Here is a 21,683-nt window from a genome sequence, read left to right as displayed (position 1 = left end):
GGCATGAACAAGGCAAACTGACGTGGTTGCTCAGGATGTCTAGGGGGACGGCATGGACGGTGGACCGCGGGTTCCGGAGCAGCGGCGTCCCGGATTCCCGGCGGAAGAGGAGGAATCGGGCGCGCTGCGCTTCGGCGTGCTGGGGCCGGTGCGCGCCTGGCGGGACGGGGAGACGCTGGCCACCGGCTCCCCGCAGCAGCGCGCGCTGCTGGCCGCCCTGCTGCTGCGCGAGGGCCGTACGGCCACGGCGGGCGAGCTGATCGACGCCCTGTGGGGCGAGGAACCGCCGTCGCAGGCGCTGGCGGCGGTGCGGACGTACGCGTCCCGGCTGCGGAAGGCCCTCGACCCCGGGGTGCTGGTCAGCGAGTCGGGCGGATACGCCGTGCGGGGCCTCGCCGAGGGGGCGTTGGACCTGGCGCGGGCCCAGGACCTGGCCGCGGAGGCCGAGAAGGCCAGGAGCGCCGGGGACCTGTGCCACGCCCGTGACCTGCTGCGCCGGGCGCTGGCCCTGTGGGACGGCGAGGTGCTGGCCGGCGTGCCCGGACCGTACGCGGAGACGCAGCGCGTCCGCCTCGGCGAATGGCGGCTCCAACTCCTCGAAACGCGCCTCGACATGGACCTCGACCAGGGCTGTCACGCCGAGGCGGTCTCGGAACTGACGGCGCTGACCGCGGCGCACCCGCTGCGCGAACGCCTGCGCGAGCTGCTGATGCTGGCCCTGTACCGCAGCGGCCGCCAGGCGGAGGCCCTCGCCGTCTACGCGGACACGCGCCGGCTGCTCGCCGACGAGCTGGGCGTCGACCCGCGCCCCGGCCTTCAGGAACTCCAGCAGCGCATCCTCCGCGCCGACCCGGCCCTGGCCGAGCCCTCGGCGGCCACCGCGGAGACCGCGACAGCCCCGGTACGCCCGGCGCAACTCCCCGCGACCGTGCCCGACTTCACCGGCCGCGCGGCTTTCGTCCGGGAGCTGAGCGACGTACTGTCCGCCGCGTCCGGGGAGTCGGCGTCGGGCCGCGTGATGGCGGTCTCGGCGCTGGCCGGCATCGGCGGCGTCGGCAAGACGACCCTCGCCGTGCACGTCGCCCACCGGGCTCGGGCCGCCTTCCCGGACGGGCAGCTGTACGTCGACCTCCAGGGCGCGGGCGCCCGGCCCGCGGAGCCGGAGACGGTGCTCGGCTCCTTCCTGCGGGCCCTGGGCACGGCCGACTCGGCCATCCCGGACTCCCTGGAGGATCGCGCCGCCCTCTACCGCTCCGTCCTGGACGGCCGCCGTGTCCTGGTCCTGCTGGACAACGCCCGCGACGCCGCCCAGGTGCGGCCCCTGCTGCCCGGCACGGACGGCTGCGCGGCGCTGGTGACGGCACGGGTGCGGATGGTGGACCTGGCCGGTGCGCACCTCGTCGACCTGGACGTGATGTCGCCCGAGGAGGCGCTGGCCCTCTTCACGAAGATCGTGGGCGAGGAGCGGGTCGGCTCGGAGCGGCAGGCGGCGCTCGACGTGGTCGGCGCGTGCGGTTTCCTGCCGCTGGCCATCCGGATCGCCGCGTCCCGGCTGGCCGCCCGCCGCACCTGGACGGTCTCGGTGCTGGCCGCGAAGCTCGCGGACGAACGACGCCGACTGGACGAGCTGCAGGCCGGCGACCAGGCCGTCGAGGCCACCTTCGAACTGGGCTACGGCCAGCTGGAACCGGCCCAGGCCCGCGCCTTCCGGCTGCTGGGCCTGGCCGACGGCCCGGACATCTCCCTCGCCGCCGCGGCGGCCGTGCTGGACCTCCCGTCGGAGGACACGGAGGACCTCCTTGAGTCCCTCGTCGACACCTCGCTGCTCGAATCGGCGGCCCCGGGCCGGTACCGCTTCCACGACCTGGTCCGCCTCTACGCGCGTGCGTGCGCGGAGCGGGACGGGGACCGGCCGAGCGAGCGGGGGGCGGCGCTGTCGCGGCTGCTGGACTTCTACCTGGCGACGGCGGCGGGGGTGTACGCGATCGAGCGGCCCGGGGACCGGCTGGTGGACGGCCTGGAGCCGACGGAGTACCCCGGGCTGACGTTCACCGAGGGATCGGCGGCGCTCGACTGGCTGTACTCCGAGGCCGCGCCGCTGCTGGCGTGCGTGCGCCAGGCGGCCGAGTCGTCCCGGCTGCGGCGCGCCGTCGACCTCCTGTGGGCCGCCAAGGACCTCACCGAGTCCGGTGCCAACTCCCACCAGTACGAGACGACCGCCAGGGGGATGTGCGAGGCCACCCGCGCGGCAGGCGACCCCCTGGCCGAGGGGCGGGCACGGACGGTGCTCACCGACGTCCTGCTGGTGAGCGGCCGCATCCCCCAGGCGGAGGAGGAGTCCCGGCTGGCCATGCGGCTCGCGGAGTCGGTCGACGACGCCGTCGCGGTGAGCTGGGTCGCCAACAGCCTAGGCCTCATCTGCCTGCACCAGGGGCGGCACAACGACAGCAAGCCGTTCTTCGAGCGGGCCATCGACGGATACCGGGCCCTGGCCAACCGTCCCCCGGAGGCGACGGCCCTGTGCAACCTCTCGCGGGCCCACCTGGGGGCCGGCGACGTCGCGCAGGCCGTCGACTTCGCGAGGCGGGGGCTGGACGCACACGCCGAGTTCGGCAGGACCGTGCGCCTCGCCAACAGCCACTACGCGCTGGGCATCGCCCTCAACCGGGCCGACCGGCACACGGAGGCCCTCGGACACTTCTCCGAGGCCCTGACGATCTTCACCGCGCACCGGCAGCGGCTGTGGGAGGGCACGACGAACTACCGCATCGCCGAGGTCCACCTCGCGGCGCAGCGTCCCGCACAGGCGGCCCAGCACGCCGAACAGGCCCTCGCGCTCGGCTGCATCGGCGGCGACCGGATGCAGGGCAACGTCCTGACCCTGCTGGGCCGGGCCCTGTCCGGCCTGGAGCAGACGGACCGGGCCAAGGCCTGCTGGAGCAAGGCACTGCGGCTGTACGAGCAGGAGGGCGCCGAGGAGGCGAGGGAGGCGAGGGCCCTGCTCAGGCCCGCTTCCGCCGCCTGAACCGCCTGCGTACGACGGGCGTTCAGCATTCGTTTATCGCCCCCCGGCATTGTCGTACCCGTCACACCGTCGCGTCGGGGGGCAGACGGTCTGACACGGAGCGCGACCAGTTATGGTGCGGCTCCGAACGCCCGTCCGGCGGCCCACGGGGGAGCCCCCGGGCGGGCGTTCGCCACATGTCGTTACAGCGGAGGGACCAAGCCCATGAGCGAGAACCAGAAGGACACAAAGACCACGGCCACGGGCGAGGCGGCCACCGACGAGACCATCACGACGCTCGAGAACCCCATGCCCGCGCCGCCGAAGGACGGGGCCGTCACCACGCTGGAGAACCCCATGCCCAGCGGACCGGCCAAGCCCGACGTCAGGACGATGGAGAACCCCATGCCGGCCCCGCCCGCCCTGGACCTGGACGGCGACGGCAAGTAGACCCTTTTCCCGCACGGGGATCGGCCGCGGCGGCGCGGAGGGGAAGCCGCCGCGGCCGACGTGTGTCCGGGGGGGCCAGGAGACCGGCTCCGGCGACGGGTGCTTCAGGACGGCGTCGTCCACCCCGCCGCTGCCGCCGCTGCCCGTACCGCGTCACGCCGTACGGGCCGTCCCCGTGCCCTTCTCCGCGTCCAGGGCGTAGACGCAGCGGTCCTTGCTGCACGCGTACACGATGCCGTCCCGGACCACCGGGGAGCCGGTGATCTCGCCGCCGGTGGCGAGCTTCCAGCGCAGACGGCCGTCGTCGGCCTTCAGCGTGTAGAGCAGGTGGTCGGACGAGCCGAAGTGGATACGGCCCTCGGCGACCGCGGGCGCGCCCACGATGTCGCCGCCCGCCTGGAAGCGCCACTTGGGCGTGCCGGTGACCGCGTCCAGGGTGTAAAGGCCCTTGCCGCTGCCCACGTGGACGTGGCCGGCGGCGACCAGGACCGGGTCGGTCGAGGAGCGGGCCTCGGTCGCGATGCGCCAGCGGTCGCGGCCGTCGGTGGCGTCGAGGGCGTAGACGGTGCCGAGGTAGTCGGCCAGGTAGACGCCGCCGCCGGTCACCGCCGGGCCCGGCACGAAGGTGGGCGGGGCGAGGAAGACCGCCGGGGCCTCGAAGTGCCAGCGGACGTGGCCGGAGGCGACCTCCAGGGCAAGCACCCGGGTGCCGGCCGCGACGTACACGTAGCCGTCGGGCGCCTGGGTGAGGCGGACCGGGACGCCGCCGCAGGAGGCCGCGTCGCCGATCGGGTACGACCACCTCTCGTCGCCGGTACGGGCGTCCAGGGCGCGCAGGCGGGCGTCCTGCCAGACGTAGGCCGTGCCGTCGTGCAGCGCGGCGCCCGCCTCGGCGGACTCGAAGTCGGTCTGCGCGCCGGTGACCTCCCACAGCTTCTGGCCGGCCGACGCCTCCCAGGCCTGGACGCCGCCGCCGCGGGTGGCGGTGAGGACGGTGCCGCGGTCGGCCTGGAGCGAGTACACCCAGGCGTCGGTCTGCACGCGCCAGAGGTCGGTGCCCTCCCGGGCGTCCAGGGCGAAGAGGGTGGGTCCGTCGGAGGCGTGGATACGGCCGTCCGCGACCGCCATCGACCAGGCGACGTCCCGGGTCTTGAAGCGGCGGCGTCCGGTGGCCACGTCCAGCGCGTGCACCTCGAAGGAGGTGACGTAGACCAGGTCCTCGGCGACCCGCGGCGTGCCCCAGACGTCGTTGGACATGCGGAACCGCCAGGGGCGCCACCCGGCCGGCGAGGCCTCCGGGGAGGGGGCCGCCACCGACGACGGGGCCGGTACGGCGGGGTCGGCGCCGTTGACGCCGGGGCGCGGGCGGGACCAGGACGCGGCGAGGGCGGACTCCGGCGGGGGCGCGGCGACGGCGGCGGCGCGCATGTCGGCGACGCGCGGGCCGGGCCCGATGGGCACCGCCGCGCCGGGCAGCCGGACCGGCCCGCCGTCGGGGGCGCCGACCGGAGCGGGCACCGCCGGGACGTGCGGGGGCGGCGCCGGTACGACGGGGTCGTGCGCGGGCGGGGGCGGCAGCGGGGGCGCGTGGACCGGGGCGCGGGCGCCGGACGGACCGTGGCCGTGGCCGCGGCCGCCGGCCGTGGTGGCGGGCTTGGCCGCGGGGCGGCCGTTGCGCCGCCCCTCGATCAGGCCCACCGCCCGCTCGGGCAGCCACGCCGACGCCGTACCGCTGTCGTCCGAGCCGGAGCCGAAGAGGTGCGGGGCGAGCTGGGCCTGGAGGTCGGCCGGGTTGGGGCGGCCGGTGGCCTCCATCTGCATGCAGGACTCGATGAGCGGCCGCAGCTCGTCCGGCAGGCCCTCCAGGTCGGGGCCCTCGCGCAGCAGCATGAAGACCGTCTCGACCGGGTTGGCGCCGTGGAAGGGCGGGTGTCCGGTGGCGGCGAAGACCAGCATCGAGCCGAGCGAGAACACGTCGCTGGCCCCGGTGACGCTGCGGGAGTCCTTCGCCTGCTCCGGGGACATGTAGGCGGGGGTGCCGACGGCCACGTTCGTCATGGTCAGACGGGTGTTCGAAACGCCGGACGCGATACCGAAGTCGATCACACGGGGGCCGTCCTCGACGACGAGGACGTTGGAGGGCTTCAGGTCGCGGTGGACCAGGCCCGCGCCGTGGATCGACTGGAGCGCCTCCGCGACGCCGGCCGCCAGCCAGCGCACCGCCTGGGCCGGCATCGGCCCGCACTCGTTCACTATCTCCTCGAGGGAGGGTGCGGGTACGTAGGCCGTGGCCAGCCAGGGCACGGCGGCGCGCGGGTCGGCGTCGACCACGGCCGCCGTGTAGAAGCCCGAGACCGCGCGGGCCGCCTCCACCTCGCGGGTGAAGCGGACGCGGAACAGCTGGTCCTCCGCCAGTTCCGTGCGCACCGTCTTGATCGCCACGCGCCGCCCGGACGCCGAGCGCGCGAGATAGACCAGCCCCATGCCGCCGGCGCCGAGCCGCCCCAGCACCTCGAACGGCCCGATCCGCCGCGGATCGTGCTGTGTCAGCTGATCCACCACTTGCCTGCCACCTCCCCGTACGGGCCGCGCCACCCACATATGTACGCGACCGAAGTGCAGCGTCTCACCACCGCACCTGCGTGGCGCCACGCACCCCGATTCTTCCTGTCCGAGGCGCTGGTGGCGAACCTGGCGACAATCGGGGTGTCTTGCCTGATTCCGGGCAAAGAACCCCCGCGATACCGTTCCCGGCCCCATTCCGCGCCGTGGCCGCCGTGGCCGCCGTGGCCGCCGTGGCCGCCGGGTCAGCGTCGCAGCAGCGCGAACGACGCCCCCTGGTCGTCCGAGACCACGGCCACCCGCCCGTACGACGTCCCGAAGGGCGGCACCCGCACCCGCCCGCCGAGCCGGGCCACCGCCGCGAGCCCGGCGTCCACGTCCTCGACCTGGAAGTGGACGAGGAAGTGCGGCGGCATCGCGGCGGGGAAGACGTCGGAGACCCGGGCGCGGCCGAAGTCGGGAGACGCGTCCGGGCCGAAGAGCGCCTCGTGGAACAGGTCGCCGTAGAAGGCGTTGGCGGCCTCCGTGTCCCGGGTGTACAGCTCGGCCCAGGCGAACGTGCCGGGCTCGCGCCGGTGCCCGAAGCCGGCCCGGCGACCCGGCTGCCAGAGCCCGAAGACCGCACCGTCGGGGTCGGCGGCGAGGGCGGCGGTGCCCAGGTCGCCGAGCGGGTGCGGCGGGGTGACGACCTGACCGCCGCCCGCCCGGATCCGCGCCGTGAGCGCCGCGGCGTCCGGGGTGTGGAAGTACACCGACCACACGGTGGGCATCCGGCCGTCCGTCTTGCGGACCAGCGCGGCGACCGGCTCCCCGTCCAGGCACGCCCGTACGAACTCCCCCGCCGGACGGTAGGGGCTCCCCTCGGCCTCCCCCTCCTCCTCCCCTTCCTCCTGGAAGGTCCAGCCGAACAGCTCGCCGTAGAAACGCCTGCCCGCCGCCACGTCGGAGAGCTGGGCGTCCACCCAGCAGGGGACGCCCTCCCGCCTCTTCTCGAATGCCCCGTTTTCGGCCATGCCGTCAAAGTAACCGTGTCACCCGCACCGCGCAGACCAGGCACACCCGTCACTTTCCCGTCCCGCACCCCATTTGCAGTCGGCCGAATCGCGCTCGGATCACCCGTCGGTAAGCTGACGGCATGACAGGACAAGTGCGTACCGTCGACGGCCGCGTGGCCGGTCGGCGTGGGCAGGCGACCAGGCAGAAACTGCTCGACTGCCTCAGCGAAATGCTCAGCTCCTCCCCCTATCGCGATGTCAAAGTCATCGATGTCGCCCGCAAGGCGGGCACGTCGCCCGCGACCTTCTACCAGTACTTCCCGGACGTCGAGGGCGCCGTACTGGAGATCGCCGAGCGCATGGCCGCCGAGAGTTCCTCGTTGGCCGAGCTGACGGCGGGCCGCTCGTGGGTCGGCAAGGCCGGCTGGCAGACGGCGCAGGAACTCGTCGACGGATTCCTGGAGTTCTGGCGGAAGAACGACGCCATTCTGCGTGTCGTGGATCTCGGTGCGGCGGAGGGCGACAAGCGATTCGCCAAAATCCGCATGAAGATCCTTAACTCGGTGAATTCCCCCCTCACGGAATCCGTCGCCGATCTCCAGGCAAAGGGCAAGGTCGACAAGGACGTGAACCCCGCGGCGATCGCCGGGTCACTGGTCGTCATGCTCGCGGCCGCCGCCTCGCACCAGAAGGGCTTCTCCTCGTGGGGTGTGAAACAGGCTGAACTCAAGCCCCATCTCGCCCTGTTGACGTATCTCGGCATCACCGGAAAGAAGCCCGTCAAGTAGTACGCCGCGCGGCAGCCTGTCATCTCCGCTGCGCCGCGTCGCCGCCCGTCGTACCTCCGCACCTCCGCACCTCCGCGCATCCGCACCTCCGCACCTCCGCGCATCCAGCCTTTCGCCCCCTGTCGGCCGACCGCTCGAACTCGGCGACCGTGCCCCGGCCCCTCGGCCGCACCGGCACGACGTCCAGCGCCTCGAAGTTCAGCACCGTGACGGCCCCGGCCGGGGGAACAGCCGCCCACCCGGCCGACGTTGTGTCCGGCATCCGTATCCGCACGCATCCACAACCGCATCCGCATCCGCTGGAGGAGACCGCCGTGGCCCTGACACGCGAAGAGCGTGAGACGTTCCTGGCCGAGCCGCACATCGCCGCGCTCGCGGTCGACGCGGGGGAGGGCCGCGGCCCGCTGACCGTGCCGATCTGGTACCAGTACGCGCCCGGCGGCGAGGTGTGGATCATGACCGGCCTCGACAGCCGCAAGAACCGGCTGATCAGCAGGGCGGGCCGGTTCTCGCTGATGGTCGACCGGCTGGAGCCCACCATCCGCTACGTGTCGGTGGAAGGGCCGGTCGTCGAGACCGTCGCCGCGACCGCGGAGCACCTGCGGGAGATCTCCGCGCGCTACCTCCCGGCGGAGAAGGTCGACGGCTACATCGCCTTCGCCTCGGCCAACCACGGTGAGCAGGTCGTGGTCCGGATGCGTCCCGAGCGCTGGGTCTCCTCCGACCTCGGCTCCCTGTGAGACCCGGGCAGGCATGGGAACCGATCTGCACGAACTGCTGAGGTCGCTGCGGGTGTGGGACCCGGCGGTCACCGAACTGCCGCCCCTCGACCCGGCCGAAGCACCCGGCGACCCGCTGGAGCTGTTCGCCCGGTGGTTCGCCGAGGCCGTCGCGGCCGGTGAACGGGAGCCGCACACGGTGTCGCTGGCGACGGCGGACGACGAGGGCCTGCCGGACGCGCGCATCGTGATGCTGCACGGCGCGGACGCGGACGGCTGGGCCTTCGCCACCCACGCCGACAGCCGCAAGGGCCGCCACCTGGCCGCCCGCCCGTATGCCGCGCTCGTCTTCTACTGGCCGGTGCTGGGCCGCCAGGTGCGGCTGCGCGGACCGGTCGCCGTCGCCCCGGCCGATCAGGCGCGGGCCGATCTGCACGCGCGGTCGACCGGCGCACTGGCCGCCGCGCTGACCGGCCGGCAGAGCGCGGAGCTGGGCTCGGCGGACGAACTGGCCCGCGCCTCCGGGGCGGCCTGGGAGCGGGCCGAGCGGGAACCGGACGCCCCGGTCCCGTCCTGGACGCTGTACCGGCTGCGCCCCGACGAGGTGGAGTTCTTCCAGGGCGAGGCCCGCCGCCGCCACGTCCGGCTGGCCTACCGGCGCACGGAGGAGGGCGGCTGGGACCGGCGGATGCTGTGGCCGTGACGCGTGCTCACCGCGCGCCGGGCGGCGTCGGCTCCTCGTCCGTCGCCAGCCGGGCGTGCAGGTGCACGTCCCGGAACGCGTCGTGCCGGCCGGCCTCGAACATCGCCTGGCGCAGGGTCCCCTCGGCGACGTAGCCGCTTCGTTCGGCGACCCGGCAGGAGGCGTCGTGGCCCGTGGCGTGGCCCAGTTCCAGGCGGTGCAGGCCGAGTTCCGCGTAGGCCCAGCGCGAGGCGAGCAGCAGCGCCCGGGTGGCGACGCCCCGGCCCCGGGCCTCGGGGAGCACCCAGTAGCCGACCCTGGCCGTCCGCAGCTGCCTGCTGATCTCGCCGAAGCCGATGTGCCCCAGCGTCGTACCGCTCTCGTCGTCGGCGATCCGGAACGACGCCGACCTGCCGTCCGCCGCGTCCCGCGCCCGGCCGCGCAGCGACTCGCGGGCCCCGGCGAGGTCGGTCCACAGCTTCAGCGGCGTGTTCCAGCGCTGGAAGTCGGGGTCCAGGTGGCCGCGCAGCCAGGCGTGCGCGTCGGCGTCCGAGCCGGCGTCCCAGGCGCCCAGGCGCAGGCCGTGTCCGCGCGGTTCGACTCGGGAGAGGGAGGGGTCGAGGGTGTACATCGGGGTGTGGGCCATCCACCCATTCAAGCCGACCCGTCCCGGTCGTGACCGATCCGCAACCGATTCCGGTCTTGACCGAGACCCATCAATCTGGGGCGCGATTACGCTCGCCGCATGGCCGACTCCACAGTGTCCGCTGAACCGCAGCGGCCCGCCCACCCCGCGGACCGTCCCGTGTACGTCATAGGCGCCGGTCCCGGCGGTCTCGCCGTCGCGCAGGCGCTGCGCGCCCGCGGACTGCGGGCCGTGGTCCTGGAGCGGGCCGGCCACGTCGGTTCCTCGTGGCGGCGCCACTACGACCGGCTGCGGCTGCACACCACCCGCCGCCTGTCGGCCCTGCCCGGCCTGCCGATCCCGCGCCGCTTCGGACGGTGGGTGGCCCGGGACGACGTGGTGCGGTACCTGGAGAAGTACGCCGAGTGCCACCAGCTGGAGATCGTCACCGGCGTCGAGGTCTTCCGCGTCGAGCCCGCGCCCGACGGGACCGGCTGGCTGCTGCACGCCGCCGGGGGCCGGGAGCTGACCGGCGCCGCGGTGGTGGTCGCCACCGGCTACAACCACACCCCGCGTGTCCCGGACTGGCCCGGCCGGGACACGTACACCGGCGAGTTCCGGCACGCCGCCGAGTACCGCGCCCCGGCCCCGTACGCCGGCCGCGACGTCCTGGTGGTCGGGGTGGGCAACACCGGCGCCGAGATCGCCGTGGACCTGGTGGAGGGCGGGGCCGCCCGGGTCCGGCTCGCGGTGCGCACGGCGCCGCACATCGTCCGGCGCTCGACCGCCGGGTGGGCCGCCCAGTACACCGGTGTGCTGTGCAGGCGGCTGCCGGTCGCCCTGGTGGACCGGCTGGCCCGGCCGCTCGCCCGGATCAGCGTGCCGGACCTGTCGGCGCGGGGGCTGCCGCGCCCCGGCACCGGGCTCTACAGCCGGGTGACAGAGGGTGCCATCCCGGTGCAGGACGTGGGCCTGATCGACGCGGTGCGCTCCGGCCGGGTGGAGGTCGTCGCCGCGATGGACGGCTTCGAGGACGGCAAGGTGCTGCTGGCCGACGGCACCCGCATCGCCCCGGACACGGTGATCGCGGCCACGGGGTACCGGCGGGGCCTGGAGGGGCTGGTCGGGCACCTCGGCGTCCTCGACGGCACCGGCCGGCCGGTCGCCCACGGGGGCCGCACCCCGGCCGCCGCACCCGGCCTGTACTTCACCGGCTTCACCAACCCGATCAGCGGCATGCTCCGCGAGCTGGCGATCGACGCGGAGCGAATCGCCGGGGCGGTCGCGAAGAAGGCAGCGGGCAGAGTGTCGCGGCTGCCGGACAGGCCCTAGCTCCGGGTGAGGATCAGCGGGTCACCGGCGTCCGGGGCGCAGAACGGCGCGAACAGCGCGAACGGTCCGGGCGACCGCTCCCTCCCGCCCCATGCCCGCACCCCACGGCCGGCTCAGGCCGCCGCGGCCACCGGAGCCGGGCGCCGCCGGATCACCAGGGCCATCAGCGCCGCCGCCGCGCACAGGGCGCCGGAGGCGATCCAGACCACGTCGTAGGAGCCGAAGCTGTCGCGGGCCACGCCGCCGAGGAAGGCGACGAGGGCGGCGCCCACCTGGTGGGAGGCCAGCACCCAGCCGAAGACGATCGCGCTGTCCTCGCCGTAGTGCTCGCGGCACAGGGCGAGGGTGGGCGGGACGGTGGCGACCCAGTCGAGGCCGTAGAAGACGATGAAGAAGATCATCGGCGGGTGGACGCTCGGCGCGAGCAGCATGGGGAGGAAGAGGAGGGAGACGCCGCGCAGGGCGTAGTACACGGCGAGCAGGCGGCGCGGCTCGAAGCGGTCGGTGAACCAGCCGGAGGCGATCGTGCCGACCACGTCGAACACGCCGATGACGGCGAGCAGCGAGGCGGCGGCGGTGATCGGCATGCCGTGGTCGTGGGCGGCGGGCACGAAGTGGGTCTGGATCAGGCCGTTGGTGGAGGCGCCGCAGATCGCGAAGGTGCCGGCCAGCAGCCAGAACGGGCCGGTGCGCACGGCGGAGAACAGCACCGTCAGGGCGCGGCGGGCGGCGCCGGGCACGGGGACGGGCTTGGGTACGAACTCCTGGGCGCCGTACGGCTTCTGGCCGACGTCGGCCGGGTGGTCGTGCAGGAGGAGCCAGACGAAGGGGACGACGGCCAGGGCGGCGAGGGCGACGGTGACGGCCGCCGGGCGCCAGTCGTACGTCTCGACGATCCAGGACAGCAGCGGCAGGAAGATCAGCTGCCCGGAGGCGGACGCCGCGGTGAGGACGCCGGTGACCAGGCCGCGCCGCTCGGTGAACCAGCGGTTGGTGACGGTGGCGGCGAAGGCCAGGGCCATCGAGCCGGAGCCGAGGCCGACCAGCAGGCCCCAGCACAGGATGAGCTGCCAGGCGGAGTCCATCCACACGGTCAGGCCGGAGCCGAGCGCGATCACCATCAGGGCGACGGCGACCACCCGCCGGATGCCGAAGCGGTCCATCAGCGCGGCGGCGAAGGGGGCGGTCAGCCCGTAGAGCGCGAGGTTGACCGAGACGGCGGCCCCGATCGTGCCGCGCGACCAGCCGAACTCCTGGTGGAGCGGGTCGATGAGGATGCCGGGCAGGGAGCGGAAGGCGGCGGCCCCGATGATCGTCACGAAGGTGACGGCGGCGACCCACCAGGCGCGGTGCGCCCGGGTGCGGCGGCCCGGTCGGGTGGGCTCCGGCTGTGCCTCGGAAGCGGCTGCGGCGGCGTCGGCGTCGGTTGTCTGGGTCACGTCATCGAGTCTCCGCAGCGGGCTCCACGCGGGCGAGTGGCCCGAAGGACACCATTCGCTAGGATCGGGCCATAAGATCGGGTCATGGCCCCCGATACCCGCAGCACCCCCGGCGCCGCCGACCGCCCGCACCGTGTCGTCGTCCTCGCGCTCGACGGCCTGCTCCCCTTCGAGCTGGGCATCGCCCCGCGCATCTTCGGCCTCGCCCGGGACGAGCACAGGCGCCCGCTGTACGAGGTCGTCACCTGCTCGGTCCGGCCACCGGGCCCGGTCGCCACGGACGCCGACTTCGAGATCCTGGTCGGGAACGGCCCCGAGGCACTGGCCACCGCCGACACGGTCGTCGTCCCCGCCTCCTACGAGCTGGGCCCGGTCTACGAGGAGGGCGCGCTGACCGGGGAGCTGCGTGCCGCGCTGGCCCACATGCGACCCGGCACCCGGCTCGTCGCGATCTGCACGGGCGGGTTCGTGCTGGCCGCGGCGGGGTATCTGGACGGCCGCCCGGCCACCACGCACTGGGCCTCGGCCGAGCACTTCCAGCGGCTGTTCCCGAAGGTGCGGGTGGACGCCGACGTGCTGTTCGTCGACGACGGCGACGTGCTCACCTCGGCCGGGGTCGCGGCCGGGATCGACCTGTGCGTGCACATCGTGCGCCGGGACCACGGCACCGCCGTCGCCAACGACGTGGCCCGCCGCACTGTCGTACCGCCGCACCGGGACGGCGGGCAGGCCCAGTACATCGCGCGGCCGGTGCCCGATCCGCAGCAGTCGTCCACGACTGCGGCCCGCGCGTGGGCGCTCGGCCGGCTGCACGAGCCGATCCAGCTGCGGGACATGGCCGCCCAGGAGTCGATGTCGGTACGCACCTTCACCCGCCGCTTCCGCGAGGAGGTCGGGGTCAGTCCGGGCCAGTGGCTCACCCGGCAGCGCGTCGAACGGGCCCGGCACCTGCTGGAGTCCACCGCGCTCTCGGTCGACCAGGTCGCCCAGGACGCGGGTTTCGGTACCGCCCAGTCGATGCGGCAGCATCTGCAGGCCGCGCTCGGGGTCACACCGACCGGGTACCGGCGGACCTTCCGCGCGGAGTTGTCCACAGCCTGTGGACAATGAGCGGGGAATGAGCAGGGAATGACCGGCGCATGAGCGGGATCCGTCCCGGAACCGTCGGCCGGCGGCGCGGCGTTGTCCGCCCCGAGCACGGCATCGCGCGCCGCCACCCGACTCCGGCGCTCCCGCCCGGCTCCCGTCGCCCCCGAGGGAACCGCCGCCGACACGACCCACGCTCGTCGAGGGCCCCGTCACCGGGCCCTCGGCGTCCCCTCGCGGCGAATCGTCGCTACAAGCGTGAGGAAACGGTCACGATCCGTCAACCAGCAGGGGAGCTTTCCTCCCTTGTATCCCGCTTCGCCGGGACGCGCACGGAAGCACACCCCGGCGCACGGCCGTCACACCACTTCGTACGCGAATCCCTCGTACGCCAGCGCGCCATCGCCGCTCCCGCACACGGGCGGGGCCTCCTCGCCCGCGGCGCGCCGGTCCAGTTCGCACCAGATGCGCTTGCCGGTGCCCTCCCGGCTCCAGCCCCAGCGGTCGGCGAGGCCGTCCACGAGGGCGAGGCCCCGGCCGCCCGTCGACTCGCCGCCCGCGCAACGGGGCACGGGGGCCCGGTCGCTGGCGTCGTCCACCTCTAGGCGGACGGTCGCCTCCTGGGTCTCCTCGGTCACCGCGCCCGGCAGCACCAGCCGCAGCACCGCCGAACGCCCGGTGTGCACCACGGCGTTGGTGACGAGCTCGGAGACGAGCAGAACCAGCGTCTCGGCGAGTGGTTCGTCGGCCCGTATCCCCGATCCGGCGAGGCGGGAACGCGCCCAACGCCGGGCGCGCCCCACTTCCGAGGGGTCTGGACGGACCTCCAGCTGCACTTGAAGCACCTGCACCGCTCACACCATCCGAACCGGCGGACACCAAGGCTCGCGCCTCATGAGGGCCACGATCGTAGCCATTTCCAGCATGGCCAGAACAACGGCCGGGGCAGGGTTCACGGAACGTGAATCCCTTGTGGGACAGCATGGTTGACGGACAGTCACGTCAACAAGCGCTTCGGGCATATTCCAGCGCGAAGGAGTACGCGTACGGCATACTGTGCGACGCGCTTTCCGGGGAGTCGAACAGGCGGCGGCCGACGGCCGTTCCGCCCTGCGGGGCAAGGCGCACACCGCCGGTTCCGGAGCCGCCCCAGGGGCAACTCCGGCACGGCTGGCGCTCGGGACCACTCGCATCCCACCCAAGGTACCGGAGCGTGGCACCGACTCCGGGCCGTAACGGGCGACTCGGCGGACACAAGCCGGTATCAACGCTCTGTGATGCCGTACCGCCACGATCCGCGACACCCGGGCGGGCGCCCGCCCGCGGTACGCGCCGCTCCGGTACGCGCTGCTCGGGTACGAGTCACTCGGGTACGCGCTGCTCGGGTACGCGCTACTCGGGCACCGTGAAGTAGCGGGCGAAGGCCGGGACGATCTCCGCCTCCCCCACCTTGCCGTCGCCGTCCGTGTCGAGCGCGGCGGCGGCCTGCCGGGCGAGGTCCTCGGGCACGCCGAACGCGGTCAGCGCCCGCGCGGTGTCCGCGACCGTGGCCGCCCCGTCACCGTCGGTGTCGGCGACGCCGAGGGCGGCGTGCAGGAAGGGGCGGGCGATCTCGGCGAACCGGTCGGGCTTGTCCCGCAGCCGCTTGACCGCTCCGGTGACGAACTCCTCGCGGGTGATGCGCTGGTCGCCGTCCCGGTCGGCGATGCCGGCCAGGCCCTGCCAGAGCGCCTCGGCACCGCCGTACAGGGCCTGGCCCTTGTCCGAGCGGGCGGCGACGCCGAACTCGGCGAGCAGCGCCTTGGCCACCCCGCTGAAGTCGGAACGGTCGATGTGGCCGTTGCCGTCCTGGTCGAAGGTGGTGAACCGCGCGGCGATCCTGCGCTCGTACTCGCTGTTGACCATGGTTCTCTCCGGCCGCCTCACGTCGGTGTTCGGGGTACGTCTCGCCCGGAGCGTACGTCGCCGGACGCGGCCGCGGACCGGACTTGCCGTGATGTCCCGCGTGGCATGCGGTCTGCGCGGCCTGCGCGGGCTACGCGGGCTACGCGGAAAGGGGCCGCGGCTCGTCCCCGGTCGCCGAGGCGAGGTCGGGGTGGCAGTCGAAGAGCCGGCGCACTCCCAGCGCGCCGAGGACCCGGTTGACGTGGGAGCCGTCGACGGCGCCCTGGGCGGGCAGTATCAGGCGCAGCCTGCCCTGGCAGGAGCGGATGAGCCGCCGGGACGCGATGAGGACGCCGACCCCGCTGGAATCGCAGAACAGGACGTCGGAGAGGTCCAGGACGAGGCTGTGCCGCCCCTCCGCCACCTCGTCGTGCACGCGCTGCCGCAGCACCGGTGACGTCACCAGGTCCAGTTCGCCCGACACCTGGAGCACGGCCCACTGGCCCCGCTCGCCGCCGGTCACGTTGAACGTCACCACCATGCCCTTCCTTAGTCGGAACGTCTGGAACCTTCGGGATTCACCCGAAACGGAAGCCGTGCCTACGCTTCTTGGCGGCGCGCCTGCCCACCGGCCGTTCCCGCAAACGCCGCGGCGGAAACGGGAGCCGGTCGGAAGTGGCTTGTTTCAGACGGTTTCGATCCTGTTCGATCGACTTTGGTCGCACGTTAGAGGGTAGTGGAGGCGCATATCACCTCCGGCCGCCCGGGGGCGCACATTGGAACAAAGGGGCGTGCGCTGTCGGACGTGCCGACTACATTCGGGGAGAGGGTGGCCGCAGGCTGGGACCGAGGAGGGGGCGGAGGGACCGCATGGCGAAGAGGGACGTGCCGCTGCGCTGGGACCGCAAGATGCAGCAGCGGCTCGCGCGCGGGGAGGCCGCCGCCCTGGGCGAGCTGTACGACCGGTTCGCCTCGCTGGTGCACGGCCTGGCGCACCGCGTGCTCGACGACGAGCGGGCCGCCGACCACATCACGCGCGACGTCTTCGCGCACGTCTGGGAGCACCCCGACGCCTACGACCCCCGGCAGGGCCCGCTGCGCACCTGGATCGCCACCCTCACCCACCGTTTCGCCGTCCAGCGGCTGCGCGCCACCGAGACCGCGGCCCTCGTGCGGGGCGGGCCGGGCACCGCGGAGGAGCTGGAGACCAAGGTGCGGCACGCCTCGGTCGCCGCCCGGGCCGACTACATCGTCCAGTCCATGCCGGCTCCCCTGCGCGCCGCGCTGGAGCTGGCCTATTTCCAGCGCCGCGACTACCGCCAGACCGCCGCCGACCTCGGGGTCACGGAGGACGAGGCCCGCCGCCGCCTCCGCCTGGGTCTCCAGCTCCTGTCCACCGCCCACGACGCCGGCACCGCCCAGCGCCCACCGGGGGCTCCGCCCGGGTACGGGGGTGCGGCATGAAGGCGTACGACGAGAACGGCGCGAACGGTGGAAACGGCGAGAACGACGAGAGCGACGACGGGGGCACCGGCACCGGGGCACGCATACCGCTGCCCCGCGCCTCCGTCGAGGACGGCGGCCGGGCGCTGCCCGAGGCGGCGCCGGCCGCACTGGAGCACCAGGTGCTGACGTCGCTGCTCGGCGCGTGGGCGCTGGCCGCCTGCTCGGCGCAGGAGGCGGCGGCCGTCGAGGAGCACCTTGAGGAGTGCGAGAGCTGCGCCGAAGAGGCGCTGCGCCTGCGCGAGGCCGTCACGCTGCTCCAGCGGCCGGAGAGCCTCGACCTGGACCCGGCCCTGCGCACCCGGGTCCTGGACGGGTGCCTGGAGCGGCGTCCGCCCCGCATCCCGGTGCCCGAGTGGGCCACGCCCTACGACGCCGAGACCGCGCGCCTGGACGCGCTGCTCCAGGACTTCGGGGACGCCGAGTGGCACGCCCCGGTCCGGCTGCGCTGGTTCGAGGACGACGGCCCCGCGAGCCGCCGTACGACCGTCGCCGGGGTCATCGCGCACCTGCTGACGGTGGACGGCACGGTCGCCGCCGGCCTGGGCCTCGACGACCCGCTGGGTGACATCACCGCGCCCGGCCGCACGCCGGCCGCCCGCACGGAGGCGTACTGGCGGGCCTCGCACTACCCGCCCACCCGCGCGGTGCGGGCGCCCTGGCGCGAGCAGAGCCACGACATCGTCCGGACGGTGGCGTTCACCGGCGACACGGGCGGGATGCCGGTCTCGTACGGCGACTTCGAGCTGCCGTTGCGGGACGCGATGCTGGACCGGGCGTTCGAGTGCTGGGTGCACGGGGAGGACATCGCCGAGGCGGTGGACTATCCCTACGAGCCGCCGTCCGCGCGCCATCTCAACGGCATGATCGACCTCGCCGCCCGGATGCTGCCGGGCGTCCTCGCGGCGCGCCGCCGGGCCGGTCTGGCCACGCCCGGTGGCGGTCCGCACCTGGTCGCCGCGGGCGGGCCGGGGCGCAGCCTGCGGCTGGAGATCGAGGGCTCGGGCGGCGGCGAGTGGCTCATCCCGCTGGACTCCCCCGGCGCGGTCGGCTCCGCCGACCACGAGGTGGCGCATGTCGCCCTGGACGGCGTGGAGTTCTGCCGGCTGGCGGCGGGCCATGTGCCTCCGGCGGAGGCGGCGGCGGGCCAGGTCGGGGACCGGGAGGCGATCAGGGACGTCCTGTTCGCGGCGGCCGATCTGAGCCGGATGTAGCCGCGCCCTCCGGGGAAGCGGTCGGCGCCGTGTGGAGGACCTCGCGGGCCTGGTCCGCGGCCCGGACGATGCTCTCGGAGATGAAGTCGAGGAAGCGGGCGATGTTCTCCAGGCGCTCGGCCGCCGGGGTGCCGGAGCCCAGGACGCCGACGCCCTGGCGCGCGGTTTCGGCCACCAGAAGGGTCCCGCGGGCGCTGGCGACCATGGACTGGTACCAGACGTCGTCGTCGATGACGTAGCGCTCGCGGCGCGAGGCGTCGCGTTCCCGGCGGACCAGGCCCTGCTCGTCGAGGAACGCGACCGCCTTGGAGACGGACGCCGGGCTGACCTGGAGGTGCCGGACGAGTTCGGACGCGGTGAGGCTGCCGGTGTCGCTGACGCAGAGGCACGCCATCACCCGGGCCATCATCTTCGGCGTGCCCTGCTGTATGAAGACGGTGGTCAGCGTCTCCTCGTACTCGCGCACCGCCTCGGCGTCCCGCCCGTGGGCCGACGGGAGCGCCTGCGGCCCCCGAGGAGCCGCCTGCCTGCGCCGGTGGGCGCGGCGCTCGGTGGCCCGGTGGGCGAGGTCGGCGCGGTACGCCGTGGGACCGCCGTTGCGCATCACCTCGCGCGTGATCGTCGAGGTGGGGCGGTCGAGGCGCCTGGCGATCTCCGCGTAGGCGAGGCCGTCGGCCAGCCCCAGCGCGATCTGCTGACGTTCCTGCTGAGTGAGCCTGCCGCCCGGCATCGTGATCTCCTTCGCGTCCCGTGATGCCTGCGACTATAGCGTTCACTCCCACTTCATTGCAACGACAGATGAGCTGACGTTGCATTGCTTTTCAAACCGTTGCAACGAAATAGTCTGCTTGACCTGCACAGTTGCCACTCCATCGCAACAAGTCTCTTGAGTGATCCTTGAACGCAACGTAGCGTTTCTCATGTCAGAAAGAACGACGGGCAACGAAACCGGGAGACCACCATGCAGACCTTCGACACCCCCGCACCGATCTCCGCCCTCCTCGACGTCCCGGCGGGCCGCATCCGGTTCATCGCCGCCGACCGGACCGACACCACGGTCGAGGTCCTGCCCGCGGACGCCTCGAAGGGGCGCGACGTGAAGGTGGCCGAGCAGACCAGGGTCGAGTTCGGCGACGGCGTCCTGCGGATCGAGACCCCGGTGCGGCACCAGTTCATGGGCGCCTCCGGCGCCGTCGAGGTGACGGTCCGGCTGCCCGCCGGCTCCCGCGTCGAGGCCAAGGCGGCAGCCGCCGAACTCCGGGGCGTCGGACGGCTCGGCGACGTCGGCTTCGAGGGCGCGCACGGCCCGGTCAAGCTCGACGAGGCCGCGAGCGTCCGCCTCGCCACCGCCGCCGGTGACATCTCGGTCGGCCGTCTGGACGGCTCCGCGGACATCCGCACCGAGAAGGGCGACATCCGGATCGCCGAGGCCGTGCGCGGCGAGGTCGTGCTGCGCACCGGGTCCGGCGACCTCTCGGTGGGCGCCGCCGCCGGGGTCTCCGCCTCCCTGGACGCCGGCACCTCCTACGGCCGCGTCCACAACGCGCTCAGGAACACCGCCGGCACCCCCGGCCTGACCATCCACGCGACCACCGCCCACGGCGACATCACCGCCCGCAGCCTCTGAGGAGCAGCAGTCATGACCAGCCCGGCCATCACCGCGAACGGACTGCGCAAGTCCTACGGCGACAAGACCGTCCTCGACGGCATCGACCTGGCCGTCCCCGAAGGAACGGTCTTCTCCCTGCTCGGCCCGAACGGCGCGGGCAAGACCACCGCCGTCAAGATCCTCTCCACCCTAGTCACCCCCGACGCCGGCGACATCCGCGTCGGCGGCCACGACCTCGCCGCCGCTCCGCAGGCCGTGCGCGGCGCGATCGGGGTCACCGGCCAGTTCTCCGCCGTGGACGGCCTGATCACCGGCGAGGAGAACATGCTCCTCATGGCCGACCTGCACCACCTGCCCCGGCGCGAGGGCCGGCGGGTCGCCGCCGAACTCCTGGAGCGCTTCGACCTCACCGAGGCCGCGAACAAGCCCGCCGCCACCTACTCCGGCGGCATGAAACGCCGCCTGGACATCGCCATGACCCTGGTCGGCGCCCCCCGGATCATCTTCCTCGACGAACCCACCACCGGCCTCGACCCCCGCTCCCGCCACACCATGTGGCAGATCATCCGCGCCCTCGTCACCAGCGGCGTCACCGTCTTCCTCACCACCCAGTACCTGGAAGAGGCCGACGAACTCGCCGACCGCATCGCCGTACTCCACAACGGAAAGATCGCCGCCGAAGGCACCGCCGACGAACTCAAACGGATCGTCCCCGGCGGACACGTCCGGCTCCGCTTCACCGACCCCACCACCTACCGCGACGCCACCACCGCCCTGCCCCACGGCACCGGCGACAACGACACCCTCACCCTGAAGATCCCCAGCAACGGCAGCCAACGCGACCTGCGCACCGTCCTGGACCGCCTCGACGACGCGGGCATCGAGGCCGACGAACTCACCGTCCACACCCCCGACCTCGACGACGTCTTCTTCGCCCTCACCGCCACCGTCCCCACCGCCGTCCCCACCCAGACCCACCCACTGAAGGAGACCCTCCGATGAGCAATCTCAGCCTCGCCGTGCGCGACTCCTCCACCATGCTGCGCCGCAACCTCCTGCACGCCCGCCGCTACCCCTCCCTCACCCTGAACCTCCTGCTCACACCCGTCATGCTGCTCCTCCTCTTCGTCTACGTCTTCGGGGACGCGATGAGTGCCGGCATCGGCGGCGGCGACCGCTCCGACTACGTCTCCTACCTCGTGCCCGGCCTGCTCCTGATGACCATCGGGTCCACCACGATCGGCACCGCGGTCTCCGTCTCCAACGACATGACCGAGGGCATCATCGCCCGCTTCCGGACCATGGCCATCCACCGCGGCTCCGTACTCGTCGGGCACGTCGTCGGCAGCGTGGTGCAGTCGATCCTGAGCGTGATCCTCGTCGGGGCCGTCGGTGTGGCCATCGGCTTCCGTTCCACCGACGCAACCGCCCTGGAGTGGCTGGCGGCCTTCGGGCTGCTCCTGCTCTTCACGCTGGCGCTGACCTGGATCGCGGTCGGGATGGGCCTGATCAGCCCGAACGCCGAGGCCGCCAGCAACAACGCGATGCCGCTGATCTTCCTGCCACTGATCTCCAGCGCCTTCGTCCCCATCGACTCGATGCCGGGCTGGTTCCAGCCGATCGCCGAGTACCAGCCGTTCACGCCCGCCATCGAGACCCTGCGCGGCCTCCTCCTCGGCACCGGGATCGGCCACAACGGCTGGCTCGCCCTCGTCTGGTGCCTCGCCCTCACCGTGCTCGGCTACGTCTGGGCGACCTCGAAGTTCAACAGCGACCCGAAGTGACCGGAGC

At 73.5% G+C, this 21,683-nt stretch carries 20 protein-coding genes; 12 read left to right on the top strand and 8 right to left on the bottom strand.

What is annotated here, in order from left to right:
* The first annotated feature begins 52 nt into the window (after positions 1-52).
* Positions 53-3,025, top strand: a complete 2,973-nt coding sequence (locus ACH4D3_RS14725; RefSeq protein ID WP_398321547.1) for an AfsR/SARP family transcriptional regulator — start codon at positions 53-55, stop codon at positions 3,023-3,025.
* A gap of 204 nt (positions 3,026-3,229) precedes the next feature.
* Complete coding sequence (locus ACH4D3_RS14720; RefSeq protein WP_398321544.1) at positions 3,230-3,454, top strand: sigma-like protein; 225 nt, start codon at positions 3,230-3,232, stop codon at positions 3,452-3,454.
* Between the two features lie 153 nt (positions 3,455-3,607).
* Here the strand turns inward: ACH4D3_RS14720 and ACH4D3_RS14715 are convergent, their stop codons facing one another.
* On the bottom strand, positions 3,608-6,016 hold the full coding sequence (locus tag ACH4D3_RS14715; protein ID WP_398321541.1) for a PQQ-binding-like beta-propeller repeat protein: 2,409 nt from the start codon (positions 6,014-6,016) through the stop codon (positions 3,608-3,610).
* Positions 6,017-6,261: 245 nt separating this feature from the next.
* The gene (locus tag ACH4D3_RS14710; protein ID WP_398321538.1) at positions 6,262-7,029 is read right to left on the bottom strand and encodes a VOC family protein; all 768 of its coding nucleotides are present in this window, start codon (positions 7,027-7,029) and stop codon (positions 6,262-6,264) included.
* 134 nt (positions 7,030-7,163) lie between these two features.
* Between ACH4D3_RS14710 and ACH4D3_RS14705 the strand changes: the two genes are divergently transcribed.
* From ACH4D3_RS14705 to ACH4D3_RS14695, 3 genes are all read left to right on the top strand, one after another.
* Positions 7,164-7,799 carry a TetR family transcriptional regulator gene (locus ACH4D3_RS14705; RefSeq protein WP_398322729.1) on the top strand — a complete coding sequence of 212 codons (636 nt, stop codon included), beginning with the start codon at positions 7,164-7,166 and terminating at the stop codon, positions 7,797-7,799.
* Between the two features lie 314 nt (positions 7,800-8,113).
* Positions 8,114-8,539 (top strand): pyridoxamine 5'-phosphate oxidase family protein, encoded by a 426-nt coding sequence (locus tag ACH4D3_RS14700; RefSeq protein ID WP_398321535.1) that lies wholly within the window; start codon positions 8,114-8,116, stop codon positions 8,537-8,539.
* A gap of 13 nt (positions 8,540-8,552) precedes the next feature.
* Positions 8,553-9,221 carry a pyridoxal 5'-phosphate synthase gene (locus ACH4D3_RS14695; protein ID WP_398321532.1) on the top strand — a complete coding sequence of 223 codons (669 nt, stop codon included), beginning with the start codon at positions 8,553-8,555 and terminating at the stop codon, positions 9,219-9,221.
* Positions 9,222-9,228: 7 nt separating this feature from the next.
* On the opposite strand, the gene ACH4D3_RS14690 is transcribed toward ACH4D3_RS14695, so the two are convergent.
* Complete coding sequence (locus tag ACH4D3_RS14690; protein WP_398321529.1) at positions 9,229-9,846, bottom strand: GNAT family N-acetyltransferase; 618 nt, start codon at positions 9,844-9,846, stop codon at positions 9,229-9,231.
* A 99-nt stretch (positions 9,847-9,945) separates the two neighbouring features.
* Here ACH4D3_RS14690 and ACH4D3_RS14685 point away from each other — a divergent pair, with 99 nt between their 5' ends.
* Positions 9,946-11,157 (top strand): flavin-containing monooxygenase, encoded by a 1,212-nt coding sequence (locus ACH4D3_RS14685; protein ID WP_398321526.1) that lies wholly within the window; start codon positions 9,946-9,948, stop codon positions 11,155-11,157.
* 113 nt (positions 11,158-11,270) lie between these two features.
* Here ACH4D3_RS14685 and ACH4D3_RS14680 read toward each other — a convergent pair whose 3' ends face one another.
* The gene (locus ACH4D3_RS14680; RefSeq protein WP_398321523.1) at positions 11,271-12,596 is read right to left on the bottom strand and encodes an MFS transporter; all 1,326 of its coding nucleotides are present in this window, start codon (positions 12,594-12,596) and stop codon (positions 11,271-11,273) included.
* 84 nt (positions 12,597-12,680) lie between these two features.
* Between ACH4D3_RS14680 and ACH4D3_RS14675 the strand changes: the two genes are divergently transcribed.
* A complete protein-coding gene (locus tag ACH4D3_RS14675; RefSeq protein WP_398321520.1) occupies positions 12,681-13,706 on the top strand; it encodes a GlxA family transcriptional regulator in 1,026 nt (341 codons plus the stop codon).
* Between the two features lie 335 nt (positions 13,707-14,041).
* Here ACH4D3_RS14675 and ACH4D3_RS14670 read toward each other — a convergent pair whose 3' ends face one another.
* The 3 genes from ACH4D3_RS14670 to ACH4D3_RS14660 form a co-directional block, all read right to left on the bottom strand.
* Positions 14,042-14,518, bottom strand: a complete 477-nt coding sequence (locus ACH4D3_RS14670) for an ATP-binding protein (RefSeq protein ID WP_398322726.1) — start codon at positions 14,516-14,518, stop codon at positions 14,042-14,044.
* A gap of 556 nt (positions 14,519-15,074) precedes the next feature.
* Complete coding sequence (gene calD, locus ACH4D3_RS14665; RefSeq protein ID WP_398321517.1) at positions 15,075-15,587, bottom strand: calcium binding protein CalD; 513 nt, start codon at positions 15,585-15,587, stop codon at positions 15,075-15,077.
* A gap of 139 nt (positions 15,588-15,726) precedes the next feature.
* Positions 15,727-16,107: an STAS domain-containing protein gene (locus tag ACH4D3_RS14660; RefSeq protein WP_003974572.1), complete on the bottom strand. Its 381-nt coding sequence runs from the start codon at positions 16,105-16,107 to the stop codon at positions 15,727-15,729.
* 329 nt (positions 16,108-16,436) lie between these two features.
* Between ACH4D3_RS14660 and ACH4D3_RS14655 the strand changes: the two genes are divergently transcribed.
* Positions 16,437-17,030 (top strand): sigma-70 family RNA polymerase sigma factor, encoded by a 594-nt coding sequence (locus tag ACH4D3_RS14655; protein ID WP_398321514.1) that lies wholly within the window; start codon positions 16,437-16,439, stop codon positions 17,028-17,030.
* Positions 17,027-18,283, top strand: a complete 1,257-nt coding sequence (locus tag ACH4D3_RS14650; protein ID WP_398321511.1) for a zf-HC2 domain-containing protein — start codon at positions 17,027-17,029, stop codon at positions 18,281-18,283. Before ACH4D3_RS14655 ends, ACH4D3_RS14650 begins: the two co-directional genes overlap by 4 nt.
* Here the strand turns inward: ACH4D3_RS14650 and ACH4D3_RS14645 are convergent.
* Positions 18,240-19,013: a helix-turn-helix domain-containing protein gene (locus ACH4D3_RS14645; protein ID WP_398321508.1), complete on the bottom strand. Its 774-nt coding sequence runs from the start codon at positions 19,011-19,013 to the stop codon at positions 18,240-18,242. The two genes, ACH4D3_RS14650 and ACH4D3_RS14645, sit on opposite strands and share 44 nt — an antisense overlap.
* Before the next feature lie 231 nt (positions 19,014-19,244).
* Between ACH4D3_RS14645 and ACH4D3_RS14640 the strand changes: the two genes are divergently transcribed.
* From ACH4D3_RS14640 to ACH4D3_RS14630, 3 genes are read left to right on the top strand one after another with little or no spacing between them, the layout of a single operon-like run.
* A complete protein-coding gene (locus ACH4D3_RS14640; protein ID WP_398321505.1) occupies positions 19,245-19,910 on the top strand; it encodes a DUF4097 family beta strand repeat-containing protein in 666 nt (221 codons plus the stop codon).
* Positions 19,911-19,922: 12 nt separating this feature from the next.
* Complete coding sequence (locus ACH4D3_RS14635; protein WP_398321502.1) at positions 19,923-20,894, top strand: ATP-binding cassette domain-containing protein; 972 nt, start codon at positions 19,923-19,925, stop codon at positions 20,892-20,894.
* Entirely contained in the window at positions 20,891-21,676 is a 786-nt protein-coding gene (locus ACH4D3_RS14630; protein WP_398321499.1) for an ABC transporter permease, read from the top strand. The genes ACH4D3_RS14635 and ACH4D3_RS14630 overlap by 4 nt, the downstream gene beginning before the upstream one ends.
* Positions 21,677-21,683: the final 7 nt, after the last annotated feature.

It is taken from the genome of Streptomyces sp. NPDC018026 (assembly GCF_044327745.1).
In the GTDB taxonomy this organism is placed as follows: domain Bacteria; phylum Actinomycetota; class Actinomycetes; order Streptomycetales; family Streptomycetaceae; genus Streptomyces; species Streptomyces rubrogriseus.
Note: the sequence above shows the minus strand (reverse complement) of the source record. Positions and strands in the feature narration are given on the sequence as shown.